Genomic DNA, 22,346 nt, shown 5'->3' with positions numbered 1-22,346 from the left:
CCCTATAAAAAATTAGCAGGAGAATTACCCGAGATAATAGGAACTTTGCTACACGTGCTATCCACTTCTTAGTGGTGCAACAATCTGCTGTGCTCATGGGTAATACGTCTACGTTGAAAATCGGGGTGCAAATCCTCCAAAGAACATTCAGACTTAGCCCTGCCAATATGAAATTATGTCCACATATGTACATTGCAAACATTTGAATTGTAGGATGTTTCTATTTTCATTGGCGGCTGTGAAGTAAGTCATGATTCGTTGAAAATTTAATAATACGGTGTTGAATAATAGTATCTCTCTTAATATGCGATAGTGAAATCACTTGAATCATGTGGTATAATTACCATTATATCGGTAAAAGTATGCTATATTCCCATGAAATATTCAGGGATAGAACTTTAAGCTTAAATATGAGAAAAAACAATGAACGGAGGGATATAAAATGTTCTACTATCGTTTTAGACCATCCAGCGAACTTGCTATTAAGGAACTGATGTATAATGAGATTTACTTTGCCTCTAATAAGGAATGCAATGACCCATTTGATGGAAAGACATTCCTTGCTTTTGAAGCAGATAAGGGTAAATGGAGAAGGTTACTAGAGCTTGCATGGAAGAATTATAATAATCCAAACAAAACAAGATATGAAGAACAGCTCTCGGCATATCTTACTAAAATTTCACCATTAACCTATGATGAAGTTCTTCAACTTGATTATATCAAAGTATTATGTTCTCTTCAGTTTCCTCCTGATTTAATAACAGCTTTTATACTTGATAAACAAATTAAGCATTTTCTGGATTTGTATAAACCAAGAAACACGTATTTTGTTTCATTCTCAAGGGTATGCGATGAAATGCTAATGTGGGCTCATTATGCCTCAATGCATCAAGGATACTGCCTAATTTTTAAGGCTATTGATAATAGCCTTTATCAATGCCATAAACACAAGAGAAATTCAGTAGGAAGGAATACTCAAAATGGAATAGCCCCAAAGATGAGTCAGGCTATTCCAGATAGTTTCCCATTTGAAGATATATCATATAGCGTAGATTCTACAAGCAATAATGCATTCTATTGTTTTCCACAGTATGTTATCGGACCAGAAATTGATAAAAGGAAGCAGAAAGATTTTCTTACATGGAAAAGACAACAGCACTTGATAAAACACAACTGCTGGGATTATGAACAAGAGTCACGGTTAACACTCTCTTCTCCTATTCCATGGCTCTTTGGAGAGGTTGTCGAGTGTAGCCAGCAAGAACGACTGTTTCACTATCAGCCCAATCAGCTAGTGGGAATTATTTTGGGAGCTAGGATGGATGCGAAACAAAAAATGCGAATTCGTGAAATAATCAAGGAACATATGGATCTTATTGCTCTCAATCCAGGTAACAATTCTGCTGTTTTTAATTTTCTTCTATGTCAAGCTACACTTCCTCACAATCAGCGTAAGGTTGTTATTAAGGAAGAAGAAATTTTTACCCTTACAAGTACTATTAGTAGGGATGATAGCGACTTTGAAAGGTACTTACAGGAGTGGAAAGAAGGATGGGCAATTGTGTTTAATGGATCCAGTGGATCACGAAAAAAATTTTTATAGACTGTAGACTGACACAGTAGAATCTAAAGGTTGACGAAGTTCTTCTGCAGAAATATAAGGTATACGTCATATGTAATATTTTTATCTAATATCACAATTAAAAACGAACAATTTGGAAAACATCGTATTATTCAAAAATGAACTGCACCCTGTCAAGTAGACAGTGGAAATAATAAAAGTTATTTAAACGGATAAAGCCCTAAATTCCATTGGGGTTAGGCCGTTTAATCTTTTTTGTAGTCTCTTAGTATTATAGAAATTGATATATTCATTGATTGCATTGGTTAGTTCTTCATATGTATGATATTTATGGAGATAGTACTTTTCACATTTAAGAGTTCCCCAAAAGGCCTCCATTGGGCCATTATCAATGCATTTGCCCACTCGTGACATGCTTTGTGTCATTTGAGCTTCATCAAGCTTTCGCTTAAAACCATAAGATGTATATTGAAAACCACGATCGCTATGAAGCATAGGGCTTGCACCTGGATTGGATGATAAGGCTAAGTCTAAGTTATTAAAAACAAGATCATTATTGTTAGAATGACCAAGAATATATGCGACAATAGAGTTGTCATATAGATCAAAAATGGCACTTAAATAAGCCTTTTGAGAGTTACCATATTTGAACTCAGTAACATCAGTAAGCCACTTCTGATTCAGCCTATCGGCTGAAAACGTACGATTTAGTAAATTTTCTGCTACCTGCTGCGGAGCAGATTTGACATAACGTTTTTTCTTTCTGCGAATTACAGACTGTAACGATGCCAGTTTCATAAGTCGATAGATGCGTTTATGGTTAAAATTTTTACCCAGCCTATGATTTAAGTTCAAAGTCATTCTTCGATAACCATAGATACCATCTACTTCATCATAGATTTTAACAATCTCTGCAATCAACATACTATTTTCAGTCTCTTGCATACTTTTTTCACGTTTTGTCCACTTATAGTACGAAGAACGTGGAATCATTGCTATTTTACATAATAGAGATATAGAGAAATTCTCTTTTTCATGAAGTATTGAAATTGCAATATATTTATTTTCTTGTTTTATACGGCTTAATACCGCCTCCTTTCTAGTTCCTCCAATTTTTTTAAGAATGCATTTTCCGCCCTTAATCTTTCATTTTCAGTTTCAAGTTTCTTCATTTCAAGTTTCATTTTCTCTTCAGGTGTAAGCTCCGATTCAATCTTATTTTTGCCACGTGTATCCTGAAGTGCATTTTCTCCACCGAATTTATATTTTTTAACCCATTGATATACTTGCTGATAGGAGACTTGATAAGCCTCAGCAACCTGCTGATAGTTATTATTATGCTCAATGCAATATTTTGCAATTTCAATTCTTTCTTCTAAAGACGTACTTCTTCCCTTTGTCATAGAGTTTCTCCTTCCTTTCGGTTTTGCCGTTACTTCTCTATGACTATTATAATTGTTTAACCACCTTTTCAACACTGTTTTATCTGTTATCTCATATTTTTTCACGAGTTCTCCCTGTGAGTATTTGCCTGAAAGGTATTCTAGAACAACTTGTTCCTTTAATTCTTTTGAGTATTTCTTGCAAGTTTTTGACTCTCTTAGTCCATCTACTCCATACTTTTCATAGTTGTATCTCCATTTATAAAAAGCATAAACACTAACCATATACTTAGTGTGGATTTCTTGTATTGATTTACTCCCATTTTTATATTCCATTAGAATCTTGTATTTTTCCTCTACCGTATATTTAGTTCTTCTAGACACAAAAATGCCCCCTTTCTAGTAACAGATTTTTTATTTTTTAATCTGTCTACTTTAAAGGGAGCATATCAAAAAAGAATTTTATGGTGTTTTTTCGTCGTAATTCAAAAATTTTATGAAAATATGGTCAAGTTTTTTATCTGAGTATGGAGTTATTCTCTAAGGTGTGAGAAATGATTACATTATAAAAAATATAGGTAAGTTAAAAAAATATTTCAGAGATGAAGCAGAAAAACTTATCCAATTATCTTATATGTAAGCCCATATAGTGGAATAAGTTATGTAACTATATTCCAGAAAATTATAGAGATTTATGCTCAAATCTGTAACACAACCGTAACACAACCGGGAGAAAAAAGTAATGTATTCAGATATATTTGAAGGACAAGCTATGTCTGAAGAGCGTTGATATATAAAGGCTTATAAACTTGTATAATTTTAACATAATGACCATTCTATTACACCGTAGGTTGTAGGTTCGAGACCTACTACCCCTGCCAGATATCAATGCTTTCACGATTTCGTGAAAGCATTTTTTATGCTTCTTCAACTCTTCCATTATATTTAGAGGTACAGGTATAGTCCTCTTACTGCTTTTAGTTTTAGCCCCTTGTTCTATTATTGCAGTTTTATTTTCCACTGAATTTCCTATATTAATTTTAGATACTCTTTTAAAATCTATGTCAGACCACTTAGGGGCTACTACTTCGCTTATCCTCAAACCTGTTCCGAGTACTAATATAAATAATGCCCATTTTTATGATTTTGTATATAAGAATGTTCATACAAATTATAATTTGGCGTTAAGGAGGTTAAAAGAAATGGCAAGAGGAATTTAGAATTTCCCGAATTAATAAGAGAGAATATGAAGCATATGGGGAGAGAATCATGGAAGGCGGCGATATGTATGAAGAACATTGCCGTTTTCTTGATAATTCAGCAAGATATGATACCGACGGTTCTCCATGTATGCGCACACATACACAATGGGCTAATTCGTTACCCTGTAAAGTACTTCGACTAAATGGAGATGAAGATTTAAATAAGAATACTGAAATAATAGTTTATGAATATTTGAAGCAGGATTTTCAAGGATAAGTTTATTGGGAATTTTGATGTGAAAATTCCAATTTAAGATTGAATATTGTAAATAGTACTTTAGAAAGGATAATCTATGATAAAGCAGGCAAAAGAACATGATACTTTAGTGATTGAGGAGATATTATTAGATGCAGTGATGTGGATGGAAAAAAATAAATTGCAGAATCAATGGAATGCCTGTGGGATGTATGGCTATAACTGATTTAGACACAAAGTATTGGCCTGAAATTTCAAAAGAAAAGTCACTTTATATACATAAGTTGGCTGTTAAGAGAGTGATTGCAGGTAAAGGTGTCTCAAAAGAACTTATCAATTTTGCCCAAAATTTATCATTAAAAAATGGTATTAATTCACTAAGATTAGATTGTAATTTACAAAGAAATAAATTGAGGATGTTATATGAAAATGAAGGTTTTATATATGCAGGTAAGAAGAAGTCAAAAAATAATTATGATATGGCACTATATGTATGGCATATATAAAATTTTGCTTAACTATAAATTCCAATTTAATGAGGTGAAATAAATGAGCATAGAAGCAATTTATAATAGGAGGAGTATACGAAAGTATAAATCTAAAGAAATATCAATAGATAAGAAATTATACCTTGGAAGATATAAATAAAGAATCATATGAAAGATATAGAAAAAGTTTTCAGAGAGACAGCGGGCTTGCAGTTGATGGCATTTTGTTGGAGTTAATACATGGAATAGGTTGTTTGGATAAGTAAAGAAGGTTGGTGATGCCAGCTTTTTTTATGATATCACATCAAAAAAGTAAGCTTTATTTATATTTTCCTATTTTTATCATATATAAGAAGATACAGAAGCATATATATCCCCTGCACTTCCAAGTAAGCTTAATAATAGCTCCCTTCGGATTAACCAGATTTTTTATTTTATCTGTCTACTCTAAAAGGAGCATGTCAAAGTGTATATCCTCCTAAAATGTATTTTTTATAATCTTTACCTACTTTATTGTATTATTTGGGTTTAATTGAAAATATCTATATTCTTCATAAGATTGGCCACAATTATCTTGTTCAATAAGATTTATAGCTTTACTATCTGTATTATAACTCCATGAGTAACCAGTTAAAATATTTTCCTCTAAAGAAATATTAAATTTTTGACCTTTAGTTACTTTATTAATAGCACCAGGCTTTAAGTTAACAATCGTATCGTTCTTATTCCCATCTGATACTTGTATTGTATATTCTACAGTTTTTGCAGGAGAAACATTTTTTCCCCAAGGCTGCGCATAGGAAAACCTCAGTTTATACGTGTCATTTTGATTTGCTTCAAATATCCAAGTCTTTTGGGAAGGTGCTCCAAGTATAGGCCCGTTACTTGTATTATTTATACTTTTTTCTTGGATAGAAATAGGTATAGGATTTACACCTATTTTTTCATTGTTTAATCCTGCAGCAAAAACAGAACTGCTTAAAAATAAAGAACCTGCTAAACAACATATACATGTAATGTGAGTAGTTTTCATAGTAATTCCTCCAATTATTAAATAAATTTATTTGAATTAAGTTTTAATTGAAATGTATCTTTCATATGTTAGACGAGTACTATTAAAAAATTGCTTCATAAATATCTTTATTTCATTCTATTCATATATTGTGAAATAAAAATTATACAGACAAATAAAAATTGTATTGATGATTTGAATGAAAGTGAATCAGAATTTGTGTTGCTTTTTTGTCTGAATATGGTATAATGAATTATCCTTATCAGAGGACTTGTAATCAAAAGATTATTTAAGTGGGATAAGATCCGAAAAGATCTTGTTCCACTTTTTTTCTAGTCCAATATACTATCTTAACAACATCGTTGATTGTATTTTGCCGTGCTTATTACGAAATTAGAATTAAAAAAACAGAATATAACTCAAGTAAAAATTAGAAGTTAAAGGAGATAATTATTAAATGCATTTGAAAACAGATAGATTGATAATTCGTGATTTTGATAAAAAAGATGCTGCGGGATTGTATGAAATCCTTGAGCACCCACCTGTACATTGTTTTCTGAGTGAAAAATTAGATTCACTTGATGAAGCAGAAAAAGAAGTGGAGCGAAGATGCAAAGAAGGTGAAGACTTCGCTGTTTGTTTGTCTGATACAGATTCAATTATCGGGGATCTTTTTGCCATAAAAGAGGAGCCTGATACATATAGTGTCGGATGGAATTTCAACTTAAAATATGGCAAGAGAGGTTATGCAACTGAAGCGGCAAAAGCGTTAATCGACTACTTCTTCAATAACGGTGCAAGGAGAATATATGCTTATGCTGAAGACGATAATATTCCGTCCCAAAAGCTTTGTGAGCGACTTGGAATGAGAAAAGAAGGACTCTTTATGGAATTTATATCTTTCGTGAACAACCCGGATGGGACTCCGCATTATGAAAACACCTACCAATATGCTATTCTGAAAAGAGAGTGGATAGAGCCATAAATTCCAATTTAAGGTTTGAAATAGTAAATTAGTAATTTGTAATACAGATTATAAAAAAATTACGATCTAATTTTTTTAATTGAAAATTGAGAGTTGAGAATGTATGACTTAATAAAAGTTTGGGATGATGGAACAAAAACTTCTAAAGAAATAACAGGAACTGTTTCTGGTGAAAGTTCGGTTTCAATTCTAGGGGAAGATCCAACGTATGATGGTGTACCTGCTAATGTAGGTAACCAAATACCACCTGTAAATATTAAAAGTTTTGTGGTAAAACCAGTAGTTGATTGTGATTGGAATTGGTCAGATTATAAATATAATTTGAGTTTTACTCTTATTAAGAATCTAAGTAATGGTCAAATTGAAGAAAATCAAGAATCTATATCAATAGATCCTTCAACAACCTATACTTATACTGCAAAGGATGGTAGGTCACCAGACTATTCACAAGACTTTACATTTACTGCACCAGCAGCACCAACTCCGGTTGTAACTAATGCTTTAGTAGAACCTAGCAGTATTAGTTCTAAATGGACTGGGAATAATGCTAACGGAGGAAATGTTCAGGAAAATTATACTTTAACTTATAAAATTAATGGTCAATCCTTCTCTAAATCTTTAAGCACCAACTTTATAAATGGTACAGGATACAGTGACCAAAATTTACTCTATACAGTAACATTTAATGGTGAAGATGTGAATGTAAGTTATACATTGCCATATATTCAGCCAGCTTCAACAGATATTAATACCTCTAATTCTGGTTCTGGTAGTAATGATAATAATGGCAAAGGATCACACTAATAAACAGTTTCAATTTAGAAATACATAAAGGATTTATTGATTTGCAGCAAATAATTTTATAAAACACTGTATTATTCAAATTTGAATTTTACAGTGTTTTTTATGTTTATATTCTCCAAAAAATAAAACAAATTGGAACAGGATAGAATAAAATAACAAAAATCTGTATGTAGTTATTTATGGTTAAAATTCATAAAAAAGTAGACTTACTAATGCATTACAATTTATTCCAAGCCTATATCAAAAGAAGAAAAATGCAAAGTATATCTAAAGACTCCATGTTTGGGAAAATTCTGAATAGATATATATTGACATTAGATACAAAAGCGGTATACTTATAGATAATATTAGATATAGTCTAATAAGAGATTTAATCTAATTAATAATTAAAAAATGTCCGTGTAAAGATAGCAATCTGGAATGGAACTAATTTCTGTCCAGCAAAGCGAATTTTTAAAATTAATGAAGACGATTGTAATTACTCAAAGTATGAGATATTAAATATCTAAAAAAATTGGAAGGATGGATAAAATGAAAAAAAATAAATTTATGGTTGTCAGTGGATTTTTGGGAGCTGGAAAAACAACAAGCATGATTGCATTTACCGAATATATAAATAAAAATATTGGAAAGGCTGCTATTATAGCTAATGATTTAGGTGCTAAAAATCTTGTTGATGCTGGTTATACATCAACAACAGGGTGTTCAGTAACAGAAATTGCTGGAGGTTGTATTTGCTACCAGACAGAAAACCTGGTAGATAAAATTAGAAGACTGCGAGATGTGGAAAATGCAGATATTGTGATGTCTGATATTCCAGGTTGTGGTGTAGGTGCATTAGACCATGTTTATCATAAATTAAATAGTGATTATGGTGAAGAATTTGAGTTAGCACCATTTATGGTTATTGTAGATCCTGAAAGACTGCGAATGATTATGCCGGAGAAAGCAGATATAAATTTACCTGAAGAAATGATATATTTACTAAGTTCTCAACTTGAAGAAGCAGATTGTATTGTATTAAATAAGATTGATCTTTTGACAGATGATGAAATTGAAAAATATTTGAGCTTTCTTAGAAAAGCTTGTCCTAATATCCCCGTATTTGCTATTTCAGCAAGAGAAAATAAAAATATTAAGGAAGTTGTGGAATACTTTATGTCACATGAATCAAAGCTTAAAGTTGTTGATATAGGTTATGGTGGGGATGAGTTTTTAGCAGCAGAAAGTAAACTTAGTTGGTATAACCGCCGATTTTTTCTCAAAGCAAAGGATGGTAAGGAATTTGACTGTAATGCGTTTATTGATGATTTTATTGAATCGATACGTATGAAACTTGTCAAAAACAAACGTAATGTTCCTCATCTTAAAATATTTGCTGTTGGCGGCGAAAATGATTTTGGAAAGGCATCCTTGCTTGGAATTGATTATAAAACAGAATATGATAAAAAAATACAGAAAAAATATAATAAACTGCGTGTTGTTATAAATATAAGAGCAGCTTGTGAGTCACAATTGTTAGCTGCATTAATTGATGAAGCTCTTAAAGAAGTGTCAGAAATGTATAAAGTTGATTATCAAGTATTTTTTACAGAATGTTTTGGGATGATGGATGAAGGAAAAGAATAAACAAAAATATTTATGTATTATGATTTGGAGGAACTATCATGAATGAAGCTGCGAATGTAATTCATATAACCGAAAGTTTATGTCCAGTATGTTTAAAAAAAATACCTGCAAGACATGTTTCAATAAATGGAGATATCTATATGCAGAAAAATTGTGATGAGCATGGAGATTTTTCTACGATTATCTGGAGAGGGCAAGATGAACCTTGTTATACTTCATGGAAAAAGGATAAATGGCCCATATACCCTCAAAAATGTTTGACTGAGGTAGAAAAGGGATGTCCCTATGATTGCGGTTTATGTGCTGAACATAGACAGCAAACCTGCTGCGCTTTGTTGGAGGTAACTCAGCGTTGTAATTTGAATTGTAATGTATGCTTTGCCAGCAGTGGAGGAAAAGCTCAAGATCCATCTTTTGATAAGATAAAGGAGTGGCTTAAAGTCCTTGTAGAAGCTGGAAGACCTTTTGTCCATATTTCAGGAGGAGAACCTACAGTGAGAAATGATTTACCTGAAATAATTAGAATGATAAAGGAGATGGGCTTTCCGTATATACAATTAAATACAAATGGACTTCGTTTATCACAAGAACCTGAATATGTAAAAATACTAAAAGAAGCTGGATTATCTTCAGTCTTTATGCAGTTTGATGGAACGAAAGATGATATATACAGGCAGCTTAGGGGACGAAACCTTCTTGCTGAAAAAGAAAATGCTATTAAAAACTGCGGCGATAATAATCTTGGAATTGTGCTGGTACCTACAATAGTTCCAGGAGTTAACGTGGACAATATTGGAGATATAGTAAGATTTGGACTGTCAAGAGCTCCTGATGTTAGAGGAATTCATTTTCAACCTGTAAGTTATTTTGGTAGATATCCAGCTTCTCCTTCCGACAATCAACGTATAACTTTGCCAGAGGTATTAAGGGAAATTGAAGGGCAGACAGGAGGTAATTTTAAGGTTGAATATTTTGCACCATCAGGTTGTGATCATGCACGCTGTGGTTTTCATGGAGATTTTGTAGTAATGCCTGATGGCAGTGTAAAACACTTAACAATTAGAAAAGAGGGATGCTGCTGTAATAGCAAAACCGATTCTTCTGGGGTTGAAAAAAACAGAAACTTTGTAATGCGAAGATGGGTAAGGCAGAGTTCTCAAAGCAATCAAAGTTTGAATAAATCTAATGTTAAAATGGATGAAATGGATATTTTTATTGCTCGGCTCAAATCTCATGGTTTTACTATTACTGGAATGGCTTTTCAGGATTGCTGGAATATTGATCTTGAAAGGCTGCATGAGTGCAGTTTACATGTAGTAAGTCCTGAGGGCAAGATTATTCCGTTTTGTGCATATAATGTCACGAGCATAGAGGGTAAATCACTTTATAGGGGAAATGTTCAATGGTTAAAAAGAAGTTAAATTGATGAATCTTCTTATTTAATGCAGCAATTAAAAAATGATATGCTCCCCTTAAAGCACACAGGTTAAAAATAAAAGTCTGTTAATGGAAATGGGGGATCATATCAAAAAACTGTACGGCTTTTTTATTTGAAATGACATATTAAAAAAATAAAATTATTTGCATTTTTGGAGAAACTGATTAAGGGTATGTTTCTCTTTTTCTCTATCGCTATTTAATCTTCCAATTCTATCGCATAAGCCTAGTAAAGCCACTTCATGGATATCTGTGTGCTCTTTCATACCCTGTATATCTGCAAAGGGCAAATTATTTACTACAAAGAGTATTTGCATGTGGTACCTGATAAGTTCGCAAACTCCTTCAATGAAGTCTTTATCTTCTGTAAAAAATAGCAAGAATTCTTTTGATAGAGTTGCTCCAACCTTATCATGGTCATAGGAGGTTATTTTACCCTTTCTGTCCTTGGTTGTAGAAGGTTTTCCAATATCATGAAGCAGTGCTGCCCACATAAATATTTTTTGATTTTTACTTTTTGATTTTACATTTGCTGCTTCGTCTACTACAAGTAGAGTATGATTCCAAACAGTACCTTCTGGGTGGTATTTTGGGGATTGTTTTGTAATATTCAATTTGTAGAGCATATCAAAGGGATACTGCTGAAATAATGGATCATTATAGAGTCCTTTCAAATAATCTGATGGTTTCGAATCATTCAGCAAGTGATACTCAATATTCAGGTACAATCTATTCAAGTTCATCATCTCTTAGTGTTTGAGCCTAATGCTTCTTTTTTTGTGTTATGATTTTGATTTTGGTTATCACTATGAGTAGAATTAACGGCATTGCTTAGTTTTTCTTGTACGTTTTTGGATTTTATGTTTTGATTTTTTTTACTTTTAGACATATCTTTCACCTCTCTAATCAGTATTCCAATATGAAAAATATTTATTCTACTAAAGCTTGTTTAAGATGTGGAAGGTGCTGGAACAATTCCTCTAAATAAATTAGTTGACTATCTTCAACATATTCCACAATATAGGAAAATATTAAATGTTTGACATATAGATTGGCAGAGTTTATACTTATATAGGATTTTTAACATAATGTAGACTAAATTTGATAATTATGAGAAAATGAAAAGAGACATAGTACTCTTTTTATTAACAAATAATTTATATGAGGATGTGACTTATGCCAAGATCAAGAAGAACAAAAAGAATTAAGAAAAATAAAAAATTTAAGGCTATAACTTTAACTTGTTTTATACTAATAATTATAGCTGCTTCTTTTTGCAGCTATAAATTTGACTTTCAAAAAAAATTGACTGCTTCTGTAGAAGTATCATCTTCTGCAAATTCTCATAAAAGTAAAAAAACTCAGGATGCTATACCTAAAAATGCATTAAATTCAATTCCTGAAACTACTGATTCCCAAAATAAAGATTTAAGGAAGTTTCCATATCCCTACAGTTCTATGCTTGCAATATGCTCTGATATTGATGATGGAACATTGGAAGAATTTAAAACGTATCATAAATTTTTAAATACCAAATCTGAAACATCATATGGACAAGGACTAGGATTAGATATTGGAGATTCATTTTGGATGTATATGGGTGATAACACCGACTCTGTAGTTGATGTTCATGGAAGACATAATGTGAAAAGCATAATGACATTTTTTAATGGGACAAGTCAAACTGAAAAACACAATGCTGATGAAATAACTCACTATATTAGGTCAGGATGGATAGATTGCATCCATACTTTTGGAGATTTTTCAACTGAAAATCAAAGAGGTACTCTTTTTAATAGAAATTTGGCTGAAAATGCATGGAACGTTTTAAATTTTGAAAATTTAAAACAAACGGTATGGATAAACCATGGTAATAAAGCTAATAAACAAAATTTTGGTGCATATGGTACCGGAAATTTTATGAATTATCAACAAGGAGACAACCCTAAATCACCTTATTATCATACAGATATAACTTTAAAAAGTGGTATTAAATATGTTTGGGATTCATGGTCAGATCACAAATTTGGACACGATTATCCACTCTATGAAATTTCATTGAGAGATGGGAAAAAAGTGTGGGGATTTCATAGGTATACAAATGATTTAGTAAATAATAAAATAGATTGGATCTGGACTCCTAAATATATTCATAGGCAGCTTACGAAAGCCAATCTTGACAGCATAGTAAATAATAAACAATATAGTATAGTGGCACAACACCTGGGTATTGACACAGAAGATTTATTTACACAAGATAATATAAGTTCACTGAAACTATTAAAAGAATATCAGGACAACAATAAAATAATTGTTGCGAAAACTTCCAGAGTTTTAAACTATGCCAATATTCATAAGTACTTAACCTATCAGAAATTAACTCAAAACGGCAAAACTTATGTTAATATAACTTCTATAAGTGATCCTATATTTGGAAGATACATTCCTACAATTGATGATATAAGAGGAATTACTTTTTATTGTGATAATCCTAAAAATACAGTGCTATTAATAAATAAATCTAAGATAGATAATGATAATTTAGAAGTAAACCCTAAGGATGAAACAGGTAAAGCAAGTATATCTATAAAGTGGTTTAAACCGGATTACAAAGATTACACACAGCAATGAAGCTTTAAAAAAATTTTTGTATATAAGTTAAATTTTATTTAAATTACACATAAAATAGTCCATATTTTAAGTTAAAGTATGGACTATTTTCTATTAACATAGATATTGAACATAATTGATTTAGTGTTATGTTTTTGATACAATCAACATAAGTAGACAAAAAGTAATAATAAGAATTAATTAAATTTAGTATTGATTAGTTTTGATTGATTTTATCATGAAATTACTTTAATGTTTACTTAAAACAAATAAAATAGTATGGGGGATGAAGTCTTTGAAAAAAAACAAAATGTTAATGTTGGTTTTAAGTTTATTACTAGTGTGCGGTATGTTTATAGGATGTGGACAGAAACAGCAAAGTACTAATACGAATGACACAGATAAAAAGACATTACTTATTTATTGCGCTGCAGGAGTAAATAAACCAATGGAGGGAATAGCTAAAGAGTTTGAAAAGAAATATGGAGTAAAAGTTCAGTATACCTATGCTAATTCTTCAGAACTTATAAGTCAGATGGAAGTTTCTAAAAAGGGAGATCTTTGTGTATTAGCATCTAAGGAAGATTATGAAACAGCAAATAAAAAAGGTTTGGTTTTAGATAGAAAAGATTTAGTATACCATGTGCCTGTAATTGCTGTACCGAAAGGAAATCCTGCAGGCATTAAAACTTTAAATGATTTTACAAAACCTGGAGTTAAGGTAATTTTAGGAGATTCTAAAACTTCTCCATTAGGTAAACTCGCATCTAAATTATTTCAAAAACAGGCTATAGAGAGTCAGGTAAAAAATAATGTAGTTTCTACAGTTACTACAGTAAATGAAATGGTAACGTTTGTTTCCATGAAAAAAGCAGATGCATCTATTATGTGGGAAGATAATGCTTTAAATGCGTCTAAAAGCATAGATTTAGTACAAATTCCTAAAGATCAAAATTTGATTAAGACAGTACCTATAGCTGCATTAAAGAGTTCTAAAGATAAAGAATTATGCAATAAATTTATAAGTTTTGCTTTATCAGATCAAGCAAAATCAATATTTATCAAGTATAATTTAAAGCCTATTAAATAGGAATTAGAGGTCTTAAGTATGTCAAAAAATAATTATAAAGACATTCTTTTTAAAATTTATATATTTCTTTTTATAAGTATATTTACGGTTTTTATAACTCTAACCATATTTGTGGTTTTTCAAAAAAGTTTTCCTAACTTAGCATCCATTATTATGGACAAAGAAATACAATTTGCAATTAAATTGACATTATATACATCTACAATATCTACTATAATTTGTTTGATATTTGCCGTACCTATAGCTTATGGACTTGCCAGATATGATTTCTTTGGCAAAATGATTATAAATTCTATAATACAAATATCAAATTCAATTCCTCCAATTGCAGCAGGAATTGCTTTGCTTATGTTATTTAGCACAAAACAGGTTGAAGATATAATAAATAAGTTGGGTTTAGACCCAGTGTTTTCGGTTAAAGGAATTATACTAGCCAACTTTTTTATCAATGTTCCGTATATGATACGAATTTTAAAGGGTACTTTTGAAGATGTGAATCCGAGACTTGAGTTTGTAGGTAGAACTCTTGGGTGCAGCGTCTGGGGAGTGTTTTTTAAAATAACAATTCCTTTAGCTAAAAACGGATTGATTTCAGCTATAATAATTACGTGGATAAATGCACTTGGGGAATTTGGAACCGCACTCATGCTAGCAGGTGCTATTAGAATGAAAACGGAAACCCTGCCAGTAGCTATATTTTTAAATTTGTCAGCAGGAAACCTGGATAAGGCTTTAGCTGCTGCCACTATACTTATAATTATATCTATAATTTGTTTATTTGCATTTGAATGTGTGCAAAAATGCAGTACAAAAAAAGTTAATTACTAGAATTTCATAAGGAGGCTAATATGCTTAGAGTAGAGCATATTTACAAAAAACTTGGTGATTTCGAACTTTGTGATATAAGTTTCGAAGTACTAGATGGAGAGTATTTTGTAATACTAGGGGCTACAGGAAGCGGAAAGACTGTTGTTTTAGAAACTATTGCAGGTGGGTGTGATATTGATAGGGGAAAAATATATATAAATGATGTTAACATAAATAATATTCCGCCGGAAAATAGAAATATTGGATTTGTATATCAGGATTATTTGTTATTTCCCCATTTGTCCGTTAGAGAAAATATATTATTTGGATTAAAGACAAAGAAAATGGATAAAAGTATTATGGATGAAATTTTACAGAAAATAAGTTCAATGCTAAATATAGAACATTTACTGGACAGAAGGCCATTTACATTAAGCGGTGGAGAACAGCAAAGGGTTGCTTTTGCAAGGGCTGTTGTGACTACACCAAAGATACTACTCCTTGATGAAATAAGCAGTGCTTTGGATCCAGGTACTAAGAAAAAATTTCAACATAACTTAAAAAAAATGCATAGAGAATTGAATACTACAACTATTCAGATAACCCATGATTTTAATGAAGCAGTATACCTGGCAGATAGAATAGCAATTATGGGGAATGGGCAAATTTATCAAATAGGCACTGCTGATGAAATATTTAATCATCCTAAATCAAAGTATGTGGAAGATTTTATAGGTCATGGTTTGTGATAAAAATGTTTTAACAGAGGGGAGACGTTACAAGTGTATATTTCAGATGAACTCATTGACAAATTTATTAAAGAAGATGTTCCTTATATTGACTTAACTACTTTAGTTTTAGAAATTGGTAATAAGAAAGGTAAGATACAATTTTTTTCAAGGGAAGATGGGGTACTATGTGGAACAGAAGAAGCGGCAAAAATATTTAGCAAATTAAATATACAATTGACAAAAATAAAATCTTCCGGCAGTTTAGTAAAGAAAAATGAGGTCTTTCTTGAAGGAAAGGGCAGCGCCGGTGATTTACATATGGCATGGAAAATCTGTCAAAATATTATTGACTACAGTTCTGGCATTGCTACTAAAACAAGGAAATTAGTTGATAAGGTAGCTAATATAAATCCAGATGTTTCTGTTATAACTACAAGGAAAAACATACCAGGCACTAAAGAATTAGCTATAAAAGCAGTTGTTTCAGGGAGAGGTTTTCCTCATAGATTAGGATTATCGGAGACTATACTTATTTTCAAACAGCATTTAAATTTTTTAGGCGGCATTCATGAATTAGCTAAGATGATTAAGAAAATTAAAGGTAAGGTTTGTGAAAAAAAAGTAATAGCTGAAGTTGATTCACTAGAGGATGCAGTTGAACTTTGTAAAAATGGAATTGATGGAATTCAATTTGATAAGGTTCCCTGCGATAAATTAAAGGAAAATGTAAGTATTCTGAAAGATATTAATCCATCTATGGTTATATTAGCTGCTGGTGGAATTAATGAAAGCAATATTGAGGATTATGTTGAAACAGGAATTGATGCTATTGTAACAACCTGTGTTTATTATGCAAAACCTATTGATATAGGATGCAAAATAGAACCTATAATATAGATATTTCTGTTTTAGATTAGTCTCATAATGATGCTATCATATCATTGTGAGACTAATTCTGTATCATTATAATAAAATCAGCTTTTCATTTTTATCTAACTTCAATTATAATCTGTTAGAAGAAAATTTAAAAAACTTGGTTTTAAGCAGTATTTTTGTCTTATGCCAAGAATTCTGCTTGTTATAATATATACATTTCTAATCTATATATCATATTTTGGCTTAAAAATTGCTTGTATAATTTAAATAATTGAAAGGGGAGATTATTGATGAATAAAGAATTATGGAATAAATGTATACAATTTCATGGACATGAGTGTCCGGGACTTGCCATAGGATTTAAGGCATGTGAGGCAGCAGTAGAAAAAATGAATTTGAAATTTTCATCTGATGAAGAAGTAGTATGCGTTACTGAAAATGACGCTTGTGGTGTTGATGCAGTACAAGTTATAACAGGATGTACTTTAGGAAAGGGCAATCTAATATATAGGGGTACTGGTAAAATGGCTTTTTCATTTTTTAACAGAGAAAATGGAGACAGCATAAGGGTAGTTTTAAAACAATTTAAGGACGAAATGAGTAGAGAAGAAAGAGAAAGGTATATTTTAGAATCACCGGTAGATGAAGTATTTGAAATAAAAAAACCTAAGTTTGAGGTTCCCAAAACTGCAAGATTGTTTAATACAGTTATTTGCGATAAATGTGGAGAAGGTGTTCCAGAGAATAAAATTAGAATGAGTGAAGGAAAGAAACTTTGCTTGGATTGTTTTGAAGAATATACACGAGGGTGGTAAAGAATGGACATAAACTTTTTTTCTAATTTGTGGAGTATTTCAAAGAAATCATATGATATGGAAGAAAAATTTTGGGATGAAAGGGCTGAAGAGTTTAATAGCAAAGATATAGAGGAAAAGGAGAGTAGAGATTTTATCTCTATACTAGAATTTATTGAAGCAAGTAAAAATAATAAATTTAAGAACGTATTGGATATAGGATGCGGTACAGGATTTTATTCTAGAAAGTTTTCGGAAATATCTGAATGTGTTACTGCAGTAGATATTTCTGAAAATATGCTTAAGTATGCCAAAAAAAATTCAAAGGAAAAGTGCAGAAATAATGTAAAATTTGTAAAAAAGGCATGGCCAGACTTAAGTTTAGGAGAATTTAAATGGAAAGAAAAATTTGATTTGGTTTTTGCATCTATGACACCAGCTGTAGATAGCTGTGAAGATCTTATAAAAATGATTGATTGCGGGACAAACTTGTATTTTTTAAGTGGATTTGTAGAGAGAAAAGACAGCTTAAAAAATGAAATTTCTGAAATAATTTTAGGATGTCATAATGATAAACCCTATGGAAACAAAATGTATAGTGCCCTTAATATATTATGGAATATGGGCTATTATCCAAAGATAAGTTATGTAGATTCAGATTGGAGTAAAAGTCAGCCTGTAGATCAATTTTATAAAAAATCTTTACTTAATTTTGGAAGAAAAAAGTCTTTAACAGAAGAAGATAAAGTTTTAATTAGAGATTACATAGAAAGCAAGGCAGTAAATGGGATTGTAGAAGAAAAGGTAACTTCTAAAGTGGCATGGTTTTGTTGGAAAAAGTAGCAGTGATGTATAAAATAAGCAAAGGAATTGATGAAATTGAAAGAAGAGATACATGAAAATTACGAAAGGTATACAGGAAGAAAAAAGATTGTAATTTTATTTGTACTATTGCTAATCATAATATTTTCCTTATTTTCTATATGTGCTGGTTCATCAAATATTAAACCGTACCAAATTTTAATGACTATTTTTCAAAATGGGGATGGGTTATCCAACGTTGTAATTTGGAATATACGTCTCCCAAGAGTTTTAGCTGCTATTATAGCAGGTGCAGGTCTATCTGTTGCGGGATGTGTAATGCAAAGTAATTTAAGAAACCCTCTTGCATCACCGTCAACTTTAGGAATATCCAGTGCTGCAGCTTTTGGTGCAAATATTGCTATTATAGTATTTGGAGCAGGAAGCGTTAAAAGTACCGGTAGTGATGCAGTGCTTATAAATAATCCATACATAGTTACTATTTGTGCATTTTCCTTTTCCATGCTAGCTACTGTTGTTATTTTAATGATTGCAAAACTCAGATCTCTTTCCTCAGAAGCAGTACTCCTTGCCGGAGTAGCTATAGGGTCACTTTTTTCTGCGGGTATTACACTTGTTCAGTATTTTGCCCAGGATGTTCAGGTAGCAGCTGTTGTATTTTGGACATTTGGTGATCTTGGACGTGCTTCTTGGAAAGAGGTAATTATAATGGCAATTCTTATTATAGCATCAGTGATTTATTTTGTTATAAGGCAATGGGATTATAATGCTATGGACAGTGGAGAAGAAGCTGCGAAGAGTCTTGGAGTGAGTGTAGAAAGAGTACGCTTTGGCGGAATGTTTGTTTCTTCTTTAATCACTGCAGCAGCAGTTTCTTTTCTAGGTATTATAGGATTTATAGGACTTATAGGACCTCAGATAATGAGAAGAATTATTGGAGGGGATCACCGTTTCTTGATTCCGGCATCTGCACTTATGGGATCACTTTTACTTCTTGTTTCTGATACCCTTGCAAGAACCATAATTTCACCTATAATACTACCTGTTGGTGCTATTACGTCTTTTATGGGAGCACCTATGTTTTTATATTTGCTTATGAGGGGGTATAAGAGAAAATGATTTTATCTGTAAAGGGGCTTACTTTTAAGTATCCAAGTAGATCTGTTCTTAAAGATATTAATTTTTCAGTAAAAAAAGGGGAATGTCTTGCGATCTTGGGGACAAATGGAGCAGGAAAATCCACCCTCCTTAAATGTATAAATCATATATTAAAGGCACAGTCCGGTACTGTATTAATCGAAGGTAATGAAATTTTTAAGCTTAGTCCCATAAAGCTTGCTCAAAGGATAGGCTATGTTTCCCAGCAGCAGGTAAGTGTTAGGACTACTGTTTTTGATTCGGTGCTTTTAGGGAGAAAACCATATATAAAATGGAATATTTCAAAAGAGGATATTGAAATAGTGAATAAGGCTGTTAAAGCGCTTGGACTTGAAGATTATTCTTTAAGATATTTGGATGAGTTAAGTGGCGGTGAATTACAAAAGGTTGTAATTGCAAGGGCACTTGCCCAGAAGCCAGAGGTGCTTCTTTTAGATGAACCTACAAGTAATTTGGATTTAAAAAATCAACTTGAAGTCATAAGAATTATTAGGGAAATAGTTAAGACTCAGCAAATTGCCGCCGTAATGATAGTACATGATCTAAATCTTGCTATAAGATTTGCAGATAAATTTGTTCTATTAAAAGATGGGAGTATTTTTGCTGCAGGTGGAAGGGAAGTAATGACGCCTGAAAACATTGAAAGCGTTTATTCTGTTTCAGTAGCTATTGAAAAATATAGAAATACTCCTGTAGTTGTACCACTATAAAGGGAGAGGTTATTATGTATAAAAAATTTTCATGCATGATGGTTGCCATGTTATTCTTAATTACATGTGTATTTAGTGGCTGTGGCAATAAGGGAATATCTAAATCATCTGAGAAACCAGAAAAAATAAATTTAACTGATATGGATGGAAGGAAAGTTACTATTCCTGCAAATATTAGGCGTGTAGTGGCTATTGGATCAGCAATGAGATTATATTGTTATGTTAATGGTATAAATGAACTTGTTGGTGTAGAAAAGGCACAGCAGACAAGTTCTGACGGACGACCTTACATGCTTGCAAATCCTGGACTTAAGAAATTACCTGTAATAGGACCTGGATTTCCGGCAGATCCTAATCCTGAATTAATCCTTAATGTAAAACCTGATGTAATTATTGCTGGAGATATTGTTGATAAATCAGGGGCTGAAGAACTGCAAAATAAGACAGGAATTCCTGTAGTAAATCTTACCTGTGGAAATAATGTAGTATTTGATCAAAAAATGTATACTGCATTGAAACTTATAGGTAAGGTTATAGGAAAAGAAAAAAGAGCTAATGATATAGTAGATTATATGGAAAATTGTAAGAATGATTTAAGCAAGCGAACTAAAGACATATCAAATGAGGAAAAACAGAGTGTGTATGTTGGTGCACTTTCTATGAAAGGAACTCATGGCATTGAAAGTACATCAGCTCATTATCCTCAACTTGAAATATTAAATGCTAAGAATGTGGCAGATGAAACTGGAAAAAGTGGATCAGTTATGATTGACAAAGAGAAACTTTTAACATGGAATCCCCAAAAAATAATTATTGACGAGGGTGGATATACTTTAGTACAGCAAGATTATAGAAAAAACGCCAATTTCTATAATTCCCTTTCTGCAGTAAAAAATGGAGAATTATATGGTCAACTGCCCTATGTTGCGTATTATAATAATATAGACACTGCATTAGCGGATACGTATTATCTTGGTAAAGTTCTTTATCCTGAAAAATTTAAGGATATTAATCCAGAGAAAAAGGCCGATGAAATTTATAAGTTCCTTCTTGGAAAAGAACTTTATTCTCAAATGTCAAAAGAGTATGGAGGATTTAAAAAAATAACGTTGAAATAATTGAATAGGTTGATAAATAAAAAATAAGCTTATATTGTAGATGTTCCTATAATCACAATATAAGCTTATTTTTTAGCTGAAATTAATTGATTTGTTAGAATTTTTTTGATATTGTTATATATAGGTAAACAAAATATATACTGTTCAAGATAATTTAGATAAGAAGTATCAAGTGATTCTTAGGTTCAGGTGGAGTTTGCTTATAGGGAATACATTTCTCCATCTGAACCTTAGAAGAACTTATCCAGGCGTGTACCAGTGCTTATCACCCACTTTGAATAAGATGGGGTGTTAGCAATGGTAGCGATCGGATAAAATTAAATACTATGTAAAACATATTAAATAAAAATTTAAATATGGAGGCAGAGTTTAATGGGAAAAGTAGTTTCTTTAAATATTAGTAAAAAAAGAGGAACTGAAAAAATTCAAGTTCCCTCAGTTAATGTCATTGAAAAATATGGTATTGAGGGGGATGCACATGCAGGAAATTGGGATAGGCAGATAAGTATATTACCTATAGAGGCTTTGGAAAAGGTTCCTTCTGATAAAGTTGCGGAAGTTAATAAAGGTGGATTTACTGAAAATATTACTATATCAGGTATTCCACTTAACAATCTTGGTGTTAATAGTTTAATTCAAATTGGAGAAGTTGTAATTAAAATACTTTATATAGGAAAAGATGAATACAAAGAACATGGCAGGCCTTATATAGTTAGTAGAGAAGGCAGATTTGGCATAGTAGTTAAAGGTGGAAAAATAAATGTTGGTGATCCTGTAGAAGTTATTTAGTTTTATAATGATAAAACGTTCTCAAAATGAAATATATATTTTATCAAAATGATATTGTTTTAAT

24 protein-coding genes are annotated in these 22,346 nt (G+C 31.6%); 20 read left to right on the top strand and 4 right to left on the bottom strand.

The window, feature by feature from the left end; translation table 11 throughout:
• Window positions 1-442: 442 nt before the first annotated feature.
• Window positions 443-1,603 carry a DUF2971 domain-containing protein gene (locus CLRAG_RS18730; RefSeq protein ID WP_065079783.1) on the top strand — a complete coding sequence of 387 codons (1,161 nt, stop codon included), beginning with the start codon at window positions 443-445 and terminating at the stop codon, window positions 1,601-1,603.
• Between the two features lie 183 nt (window positions 1,604-1,786).
• Here CLRAG_RS18730 and CLRAG_RS20305 read toward each other — a convergent pair.
• Window positions 1,787-3,300, bottom strand: a protein-coding gene (locus tag CLRAG_RS20305) for an IS3 family transposase (RefSeq protein WP_153042957.1) whose coding sequence is annotated in 2 segments (ribosomal slippage) — window positions 1,787-2,691 and window positions 2,691-3,300 — 1,515 coding nt in all. Because the reading frame shifts where the segments join, the coding sequence is not laid out codon by codon here.
• A gap of 933 nt (window positions 3,301-4,233) precedes the next feature.
• On the opposite strand from CLRAG_RS20305, the gene CLRAG_RS18715 reads away from it, so the two are divergent.
• From CLRAG_RS18715 to CLRAG_RS21260, 4 genes are all read left to right on the top strand, one after another.
• Window positions 4,234-4,443, top strand: a complete 210-nt coding sequence (locus CLRAG_RS18715; protein ID WP_242872178.1) for a P-loop NTPase family protein — start codon at window positions 4,234-4,236, stop codon at window positions 4,441-4,443.
• A 76-nt stretch (window positions 4,444-4,519) separates the two neighbouring features.
• A complete protein-coding gene (locus tag CLRAG_RS21265) occupies window positions 4,520-4,648 on the top strand; it encodes a hypothetical protein (protein WP_275507591.1) in 129 nt (42 codons plus the stop codon).
• Complete coding sequence (locus CLRAG_RS18710) at window positions 4,635-4,928, top strand: GNAT family N-acetyltransferase (protein WP_242872177.1); 294 nt, start codon at window positions 4,635-4,637, stop codon at window positions 4,926-4,928. Before CLRAG_RS21265 ends, CLRAG_RS18710 begins: the two co-directional genes overlap by 14 nt.
• Window positions 4,929-5,053: 125 nt before the next feature.
• Window positions 5,054-5,176, top strand: a complete 123-nt coding sequence (locus CLRAG_RS21260) for a hypothetical protein (protein WP_275507590.1) — start codon at window positions 5,054-5,056, stop codon at window positions 5,174-5,176.
• Window positions 5,177-5,415: 239 nt separating this feature from the next.
• Here the strand turns inward: CLRAG_RS21260 and CLRAG_RS18705 are convergent, their stop codons facing one another.
• Window positions 5,416-5,943, bottom strand: a complete 528-nt coding sequence (locus tag CLRAG_RS18705) for a protease inhibitor I42 family protein (protein WP_065079782.1) — start codon at window positions 5,941-5,943, stop codon at window positions 5,416-5,418.
• Window positions 5,944-6,379: 436 nt separating this feature from the next.
• Here CLRAG_RS18705 and CLRAG_RS18700 point away from each other — a divergent pair, with 436 nt between their 5' ends.
• The 4 genes from CLRAG_RS18700 (at window position 6,380) to trsS (ending at window position 10,761) form a co-directional block, all read left to right on the top strand.
• The gene (locus tag CLRAG_RS18700) at window positions 6,380-6,907 is read left to right on the top strand and encodes a GNAT family N-acetyltransferase (protein ID WP_065079781.1); all 528 of its coding nucleotides are present in this window, start codon (window positions 6,380-6,382) and stop codon (window positions 6,905-6,907) included.
• Between the two features lie 99 nt (window positions 6,908-7,006).
• Window positions 7,007-7,711, top strand: coding sequence for a hypothetical protein (locus CLRAG_RS18695; RefSeq protein ID WP_065079780.1), 705 nt, complete (start codon window positions 7,007-7,009; stop codon window positions 7,709-7,711).
• Between the two features lie 531 nt (window positions 7,712-8,242).
• Window positions 8,243-9,340, top strand: a complete 1,098-nt coding sequence (locus CLRAG_RS18690) for a GTP-binding protein (protein ID WP_065079779.1) — start codon at window positions 8,243-8,245, stop codon at window positions 9,338-9,340.
• Between the two features lie 38 nt (window positions 9,341-9,378).
• Window positions 9,379-10,761: a radical SAM (seleno)protein TrsS gene (gene trsS, locus CLRAG_RS18685; protein ID WP_065079778.1), complete on the top strand. Its 1,383-nt coding sequence runs from the start codon at window positions 9,379-9,381 to the stop codon at window positions 10,759-10,761.
• A gap of 156 nt (window positions 10,762-10,917) precedes the next feature.
• On the opposite strand, the gene CLRAG_RS18680 is transcribed toward trsS, so the two are convergent.
• Both CLRAG_RS18680 and CLRAG_RS20725 read right to left on the bottom strand, forming a co-directional pair.
• Window positions 10,918-11,523, bottom strand: a complete 606-nt coding sequence (locus CLRAG_RS18680; RefSeq protein WP_065079777.1) for an HDIG domain-containing metalloprotein — start codon at window positions 11,521-11,523, stop codon at window positions 10,918-10,920.
• Window positions 11,520-11,666, bottom strand: coding sequence for a hypothetical protein (locus tag CLRAG_RS20725; RefSeq protein ID WP_154105030.1), 147 nt, complete (start codon window positions 11,664-11,666; stop codon window positions 11,520-11,522). The genes CLRAG_RS18680 and CLRAG_RS20725 overlap by 4 nt, the downstream gene beginning before the upstream one ends.
• Before the next feature lie 287 nt (window positions 11,667-11,953).
• On the opposite strand from CLRAG_RS20725, the gene CLRAG_RS18675 reads away from it, so the two are divergent.
• From CLRAG_RS18675 to CLRAG_RS18625, 11 genes are all read left to right on the top strand, one after another.
• Window positions 11,954-13,408 carry a hypothetical protein gene (locus CLRAG_RS18675; protein WP_065079776.1) on the top strand — a complete coding sequence of 485 codons (1,455 nt, stop codon included), beginning with the start codon at window positions 11,954-11,956 and terminating at the stop codon, window positions 13,406-13,408.
• A 274-nt stretch (window positions 13,409-13,682) separates the two neighbouring features.
• On the top strand, window positions 13,683-14,477 hold the full coding sequence (gene modA, locus CLRAG_RS18670) for a molybdate ABC transporter substrate-binding protein (protein WP_065079775.1): 795 nt from the start codon (window positions 13,683-13,685) through the stop codon (window positions 14,475-14,477).
• Window positions 14,478-14,495: 18 nt separating this feature from the next.
• Window positions 14,496-15,305: an ABC transporter permease gene (locus CLRAG_RS18665; RefSeq protein WP_065079774.1), complete on the top strand. Its 810-nt coding sequence runs from the start codon at window positions 14,496-14,498 to the stop codon at window positions 15,303-15,305.
• A gap of 20 nt (window positions 15,306-15,325) precedes the next feature.
• Entirely contained in the window at window positions 15,326-16,033 is a 708-nt protein-coding gene (locus CLRAG_RS18660; protein WP_065079773.1) for an ABC transporter ATP-binding protein, read from the top strand.
• A 33-nt stretch (window positions 16,034-16,066) separates the two neighbouring features.
• Complete coding sequence (gene modD, locus CLRAG_RS18655; protein ID WP_065079772.1) at window positions 16,067-16,912, top strand: ModD protein; 846 nt, start codon at window positions 16,067-16,069, stop codon at window positions 16,910-16,912.
• A 269-nt stretch (window positions 16,913-17,181) separates the two neighbouring features.
• The gene (locus CLRAG_RS18650) at window positions 17,182-17,706 is read left to right on the top strand and encodes an FmdE family protein (protein ID WP_065079771.1); all 525 of its coding nucleotides are present in this window, start codon (window positions 17,182-17,184) and stop codon (window positions 17,704-17,706) included.
• Between the two features lie 3 nt (window positions 17,707-17,709).
• A complete protein-coding gene (locus CLRAG_RS18645; protein ID WP_065079770.1) occupies window positions 17,710-18,528 on the top strand; it encodes a class I SAM-dependent methyltransferase in 819 nt (272 codons plus the stop codon).
• A 30-nt stretch (window positions 18,529-18,558) separates the two neighbouring features.
• Window positions 18,559-19,626, top strand: coding sequence for a FecCD family ABC transporter permease (locus CLRAG_RS18640; RefSeq protein WP_065079769.1), 1,068 nt, complete (start codon window positions 18,559-18,561; stop codon window positions 19,624-19,626).
• Window positions 19,623-20,375 carry an ABC transporter ATP-binding protein gene (locus tag CLRAG_RS18635; RefSeq protein ID WP_065079768.1) on the top strand — a complete coding sequence of 251 codons (753 nt, stop codon included), beginning with the start codon at window positions 19,623-19,625 and terminating at the stop codon, window positions 20,373-20,375. The genes CLRAG_RS18640 and CLRAG_RS18635 overlap by 4 nt, the downstream gene beginning before the upstream one ends.
• A gap of 14 nt (window positions 20,376-20,389) precedes the next feature.
• Window positions 20,390-21,493, top strand: a complete 1,104-nt coding sequence (locus tag CLRAG_RS18630) for an iron ABC transporter substrate-binding protein (RefSeq protein ID WP_065079767.1) — start codon at window positions 20,390-20,392, stop codon at window positions 21,491-21,493.
• Between the two features lie 372 nt (window positions 21,494-21,865).
• Window positions 21,866-22,282, top strand: a complete 417-nt coding sequence (locus CLRAG_RS18625; RefSeq protein ID WP_065079766.1) for an MOSC domain-containing protein — start codon at window positions 21,866-21,868, stop codon at window positions 22,280-22,282.
• Window positions 22,283-22,346 lie beyond the last annotated feature (64 nt).

The organism is Clostridium ragsdalei P11 (genome assembly GCF_001675165.1).
GTDB classification, from domain to species: domain Bacteria; phylum Bacillota; class Clostridia; order Clostridiales; family Clostridiaceae; genus Clostridium_B; species Clostridium_B ragsdalei.
The sequence above is the reverse complement of the archived record's forward strand: the minus strand, read 5'-3'. Positions and strand labels throughout refer to the sequence as shown.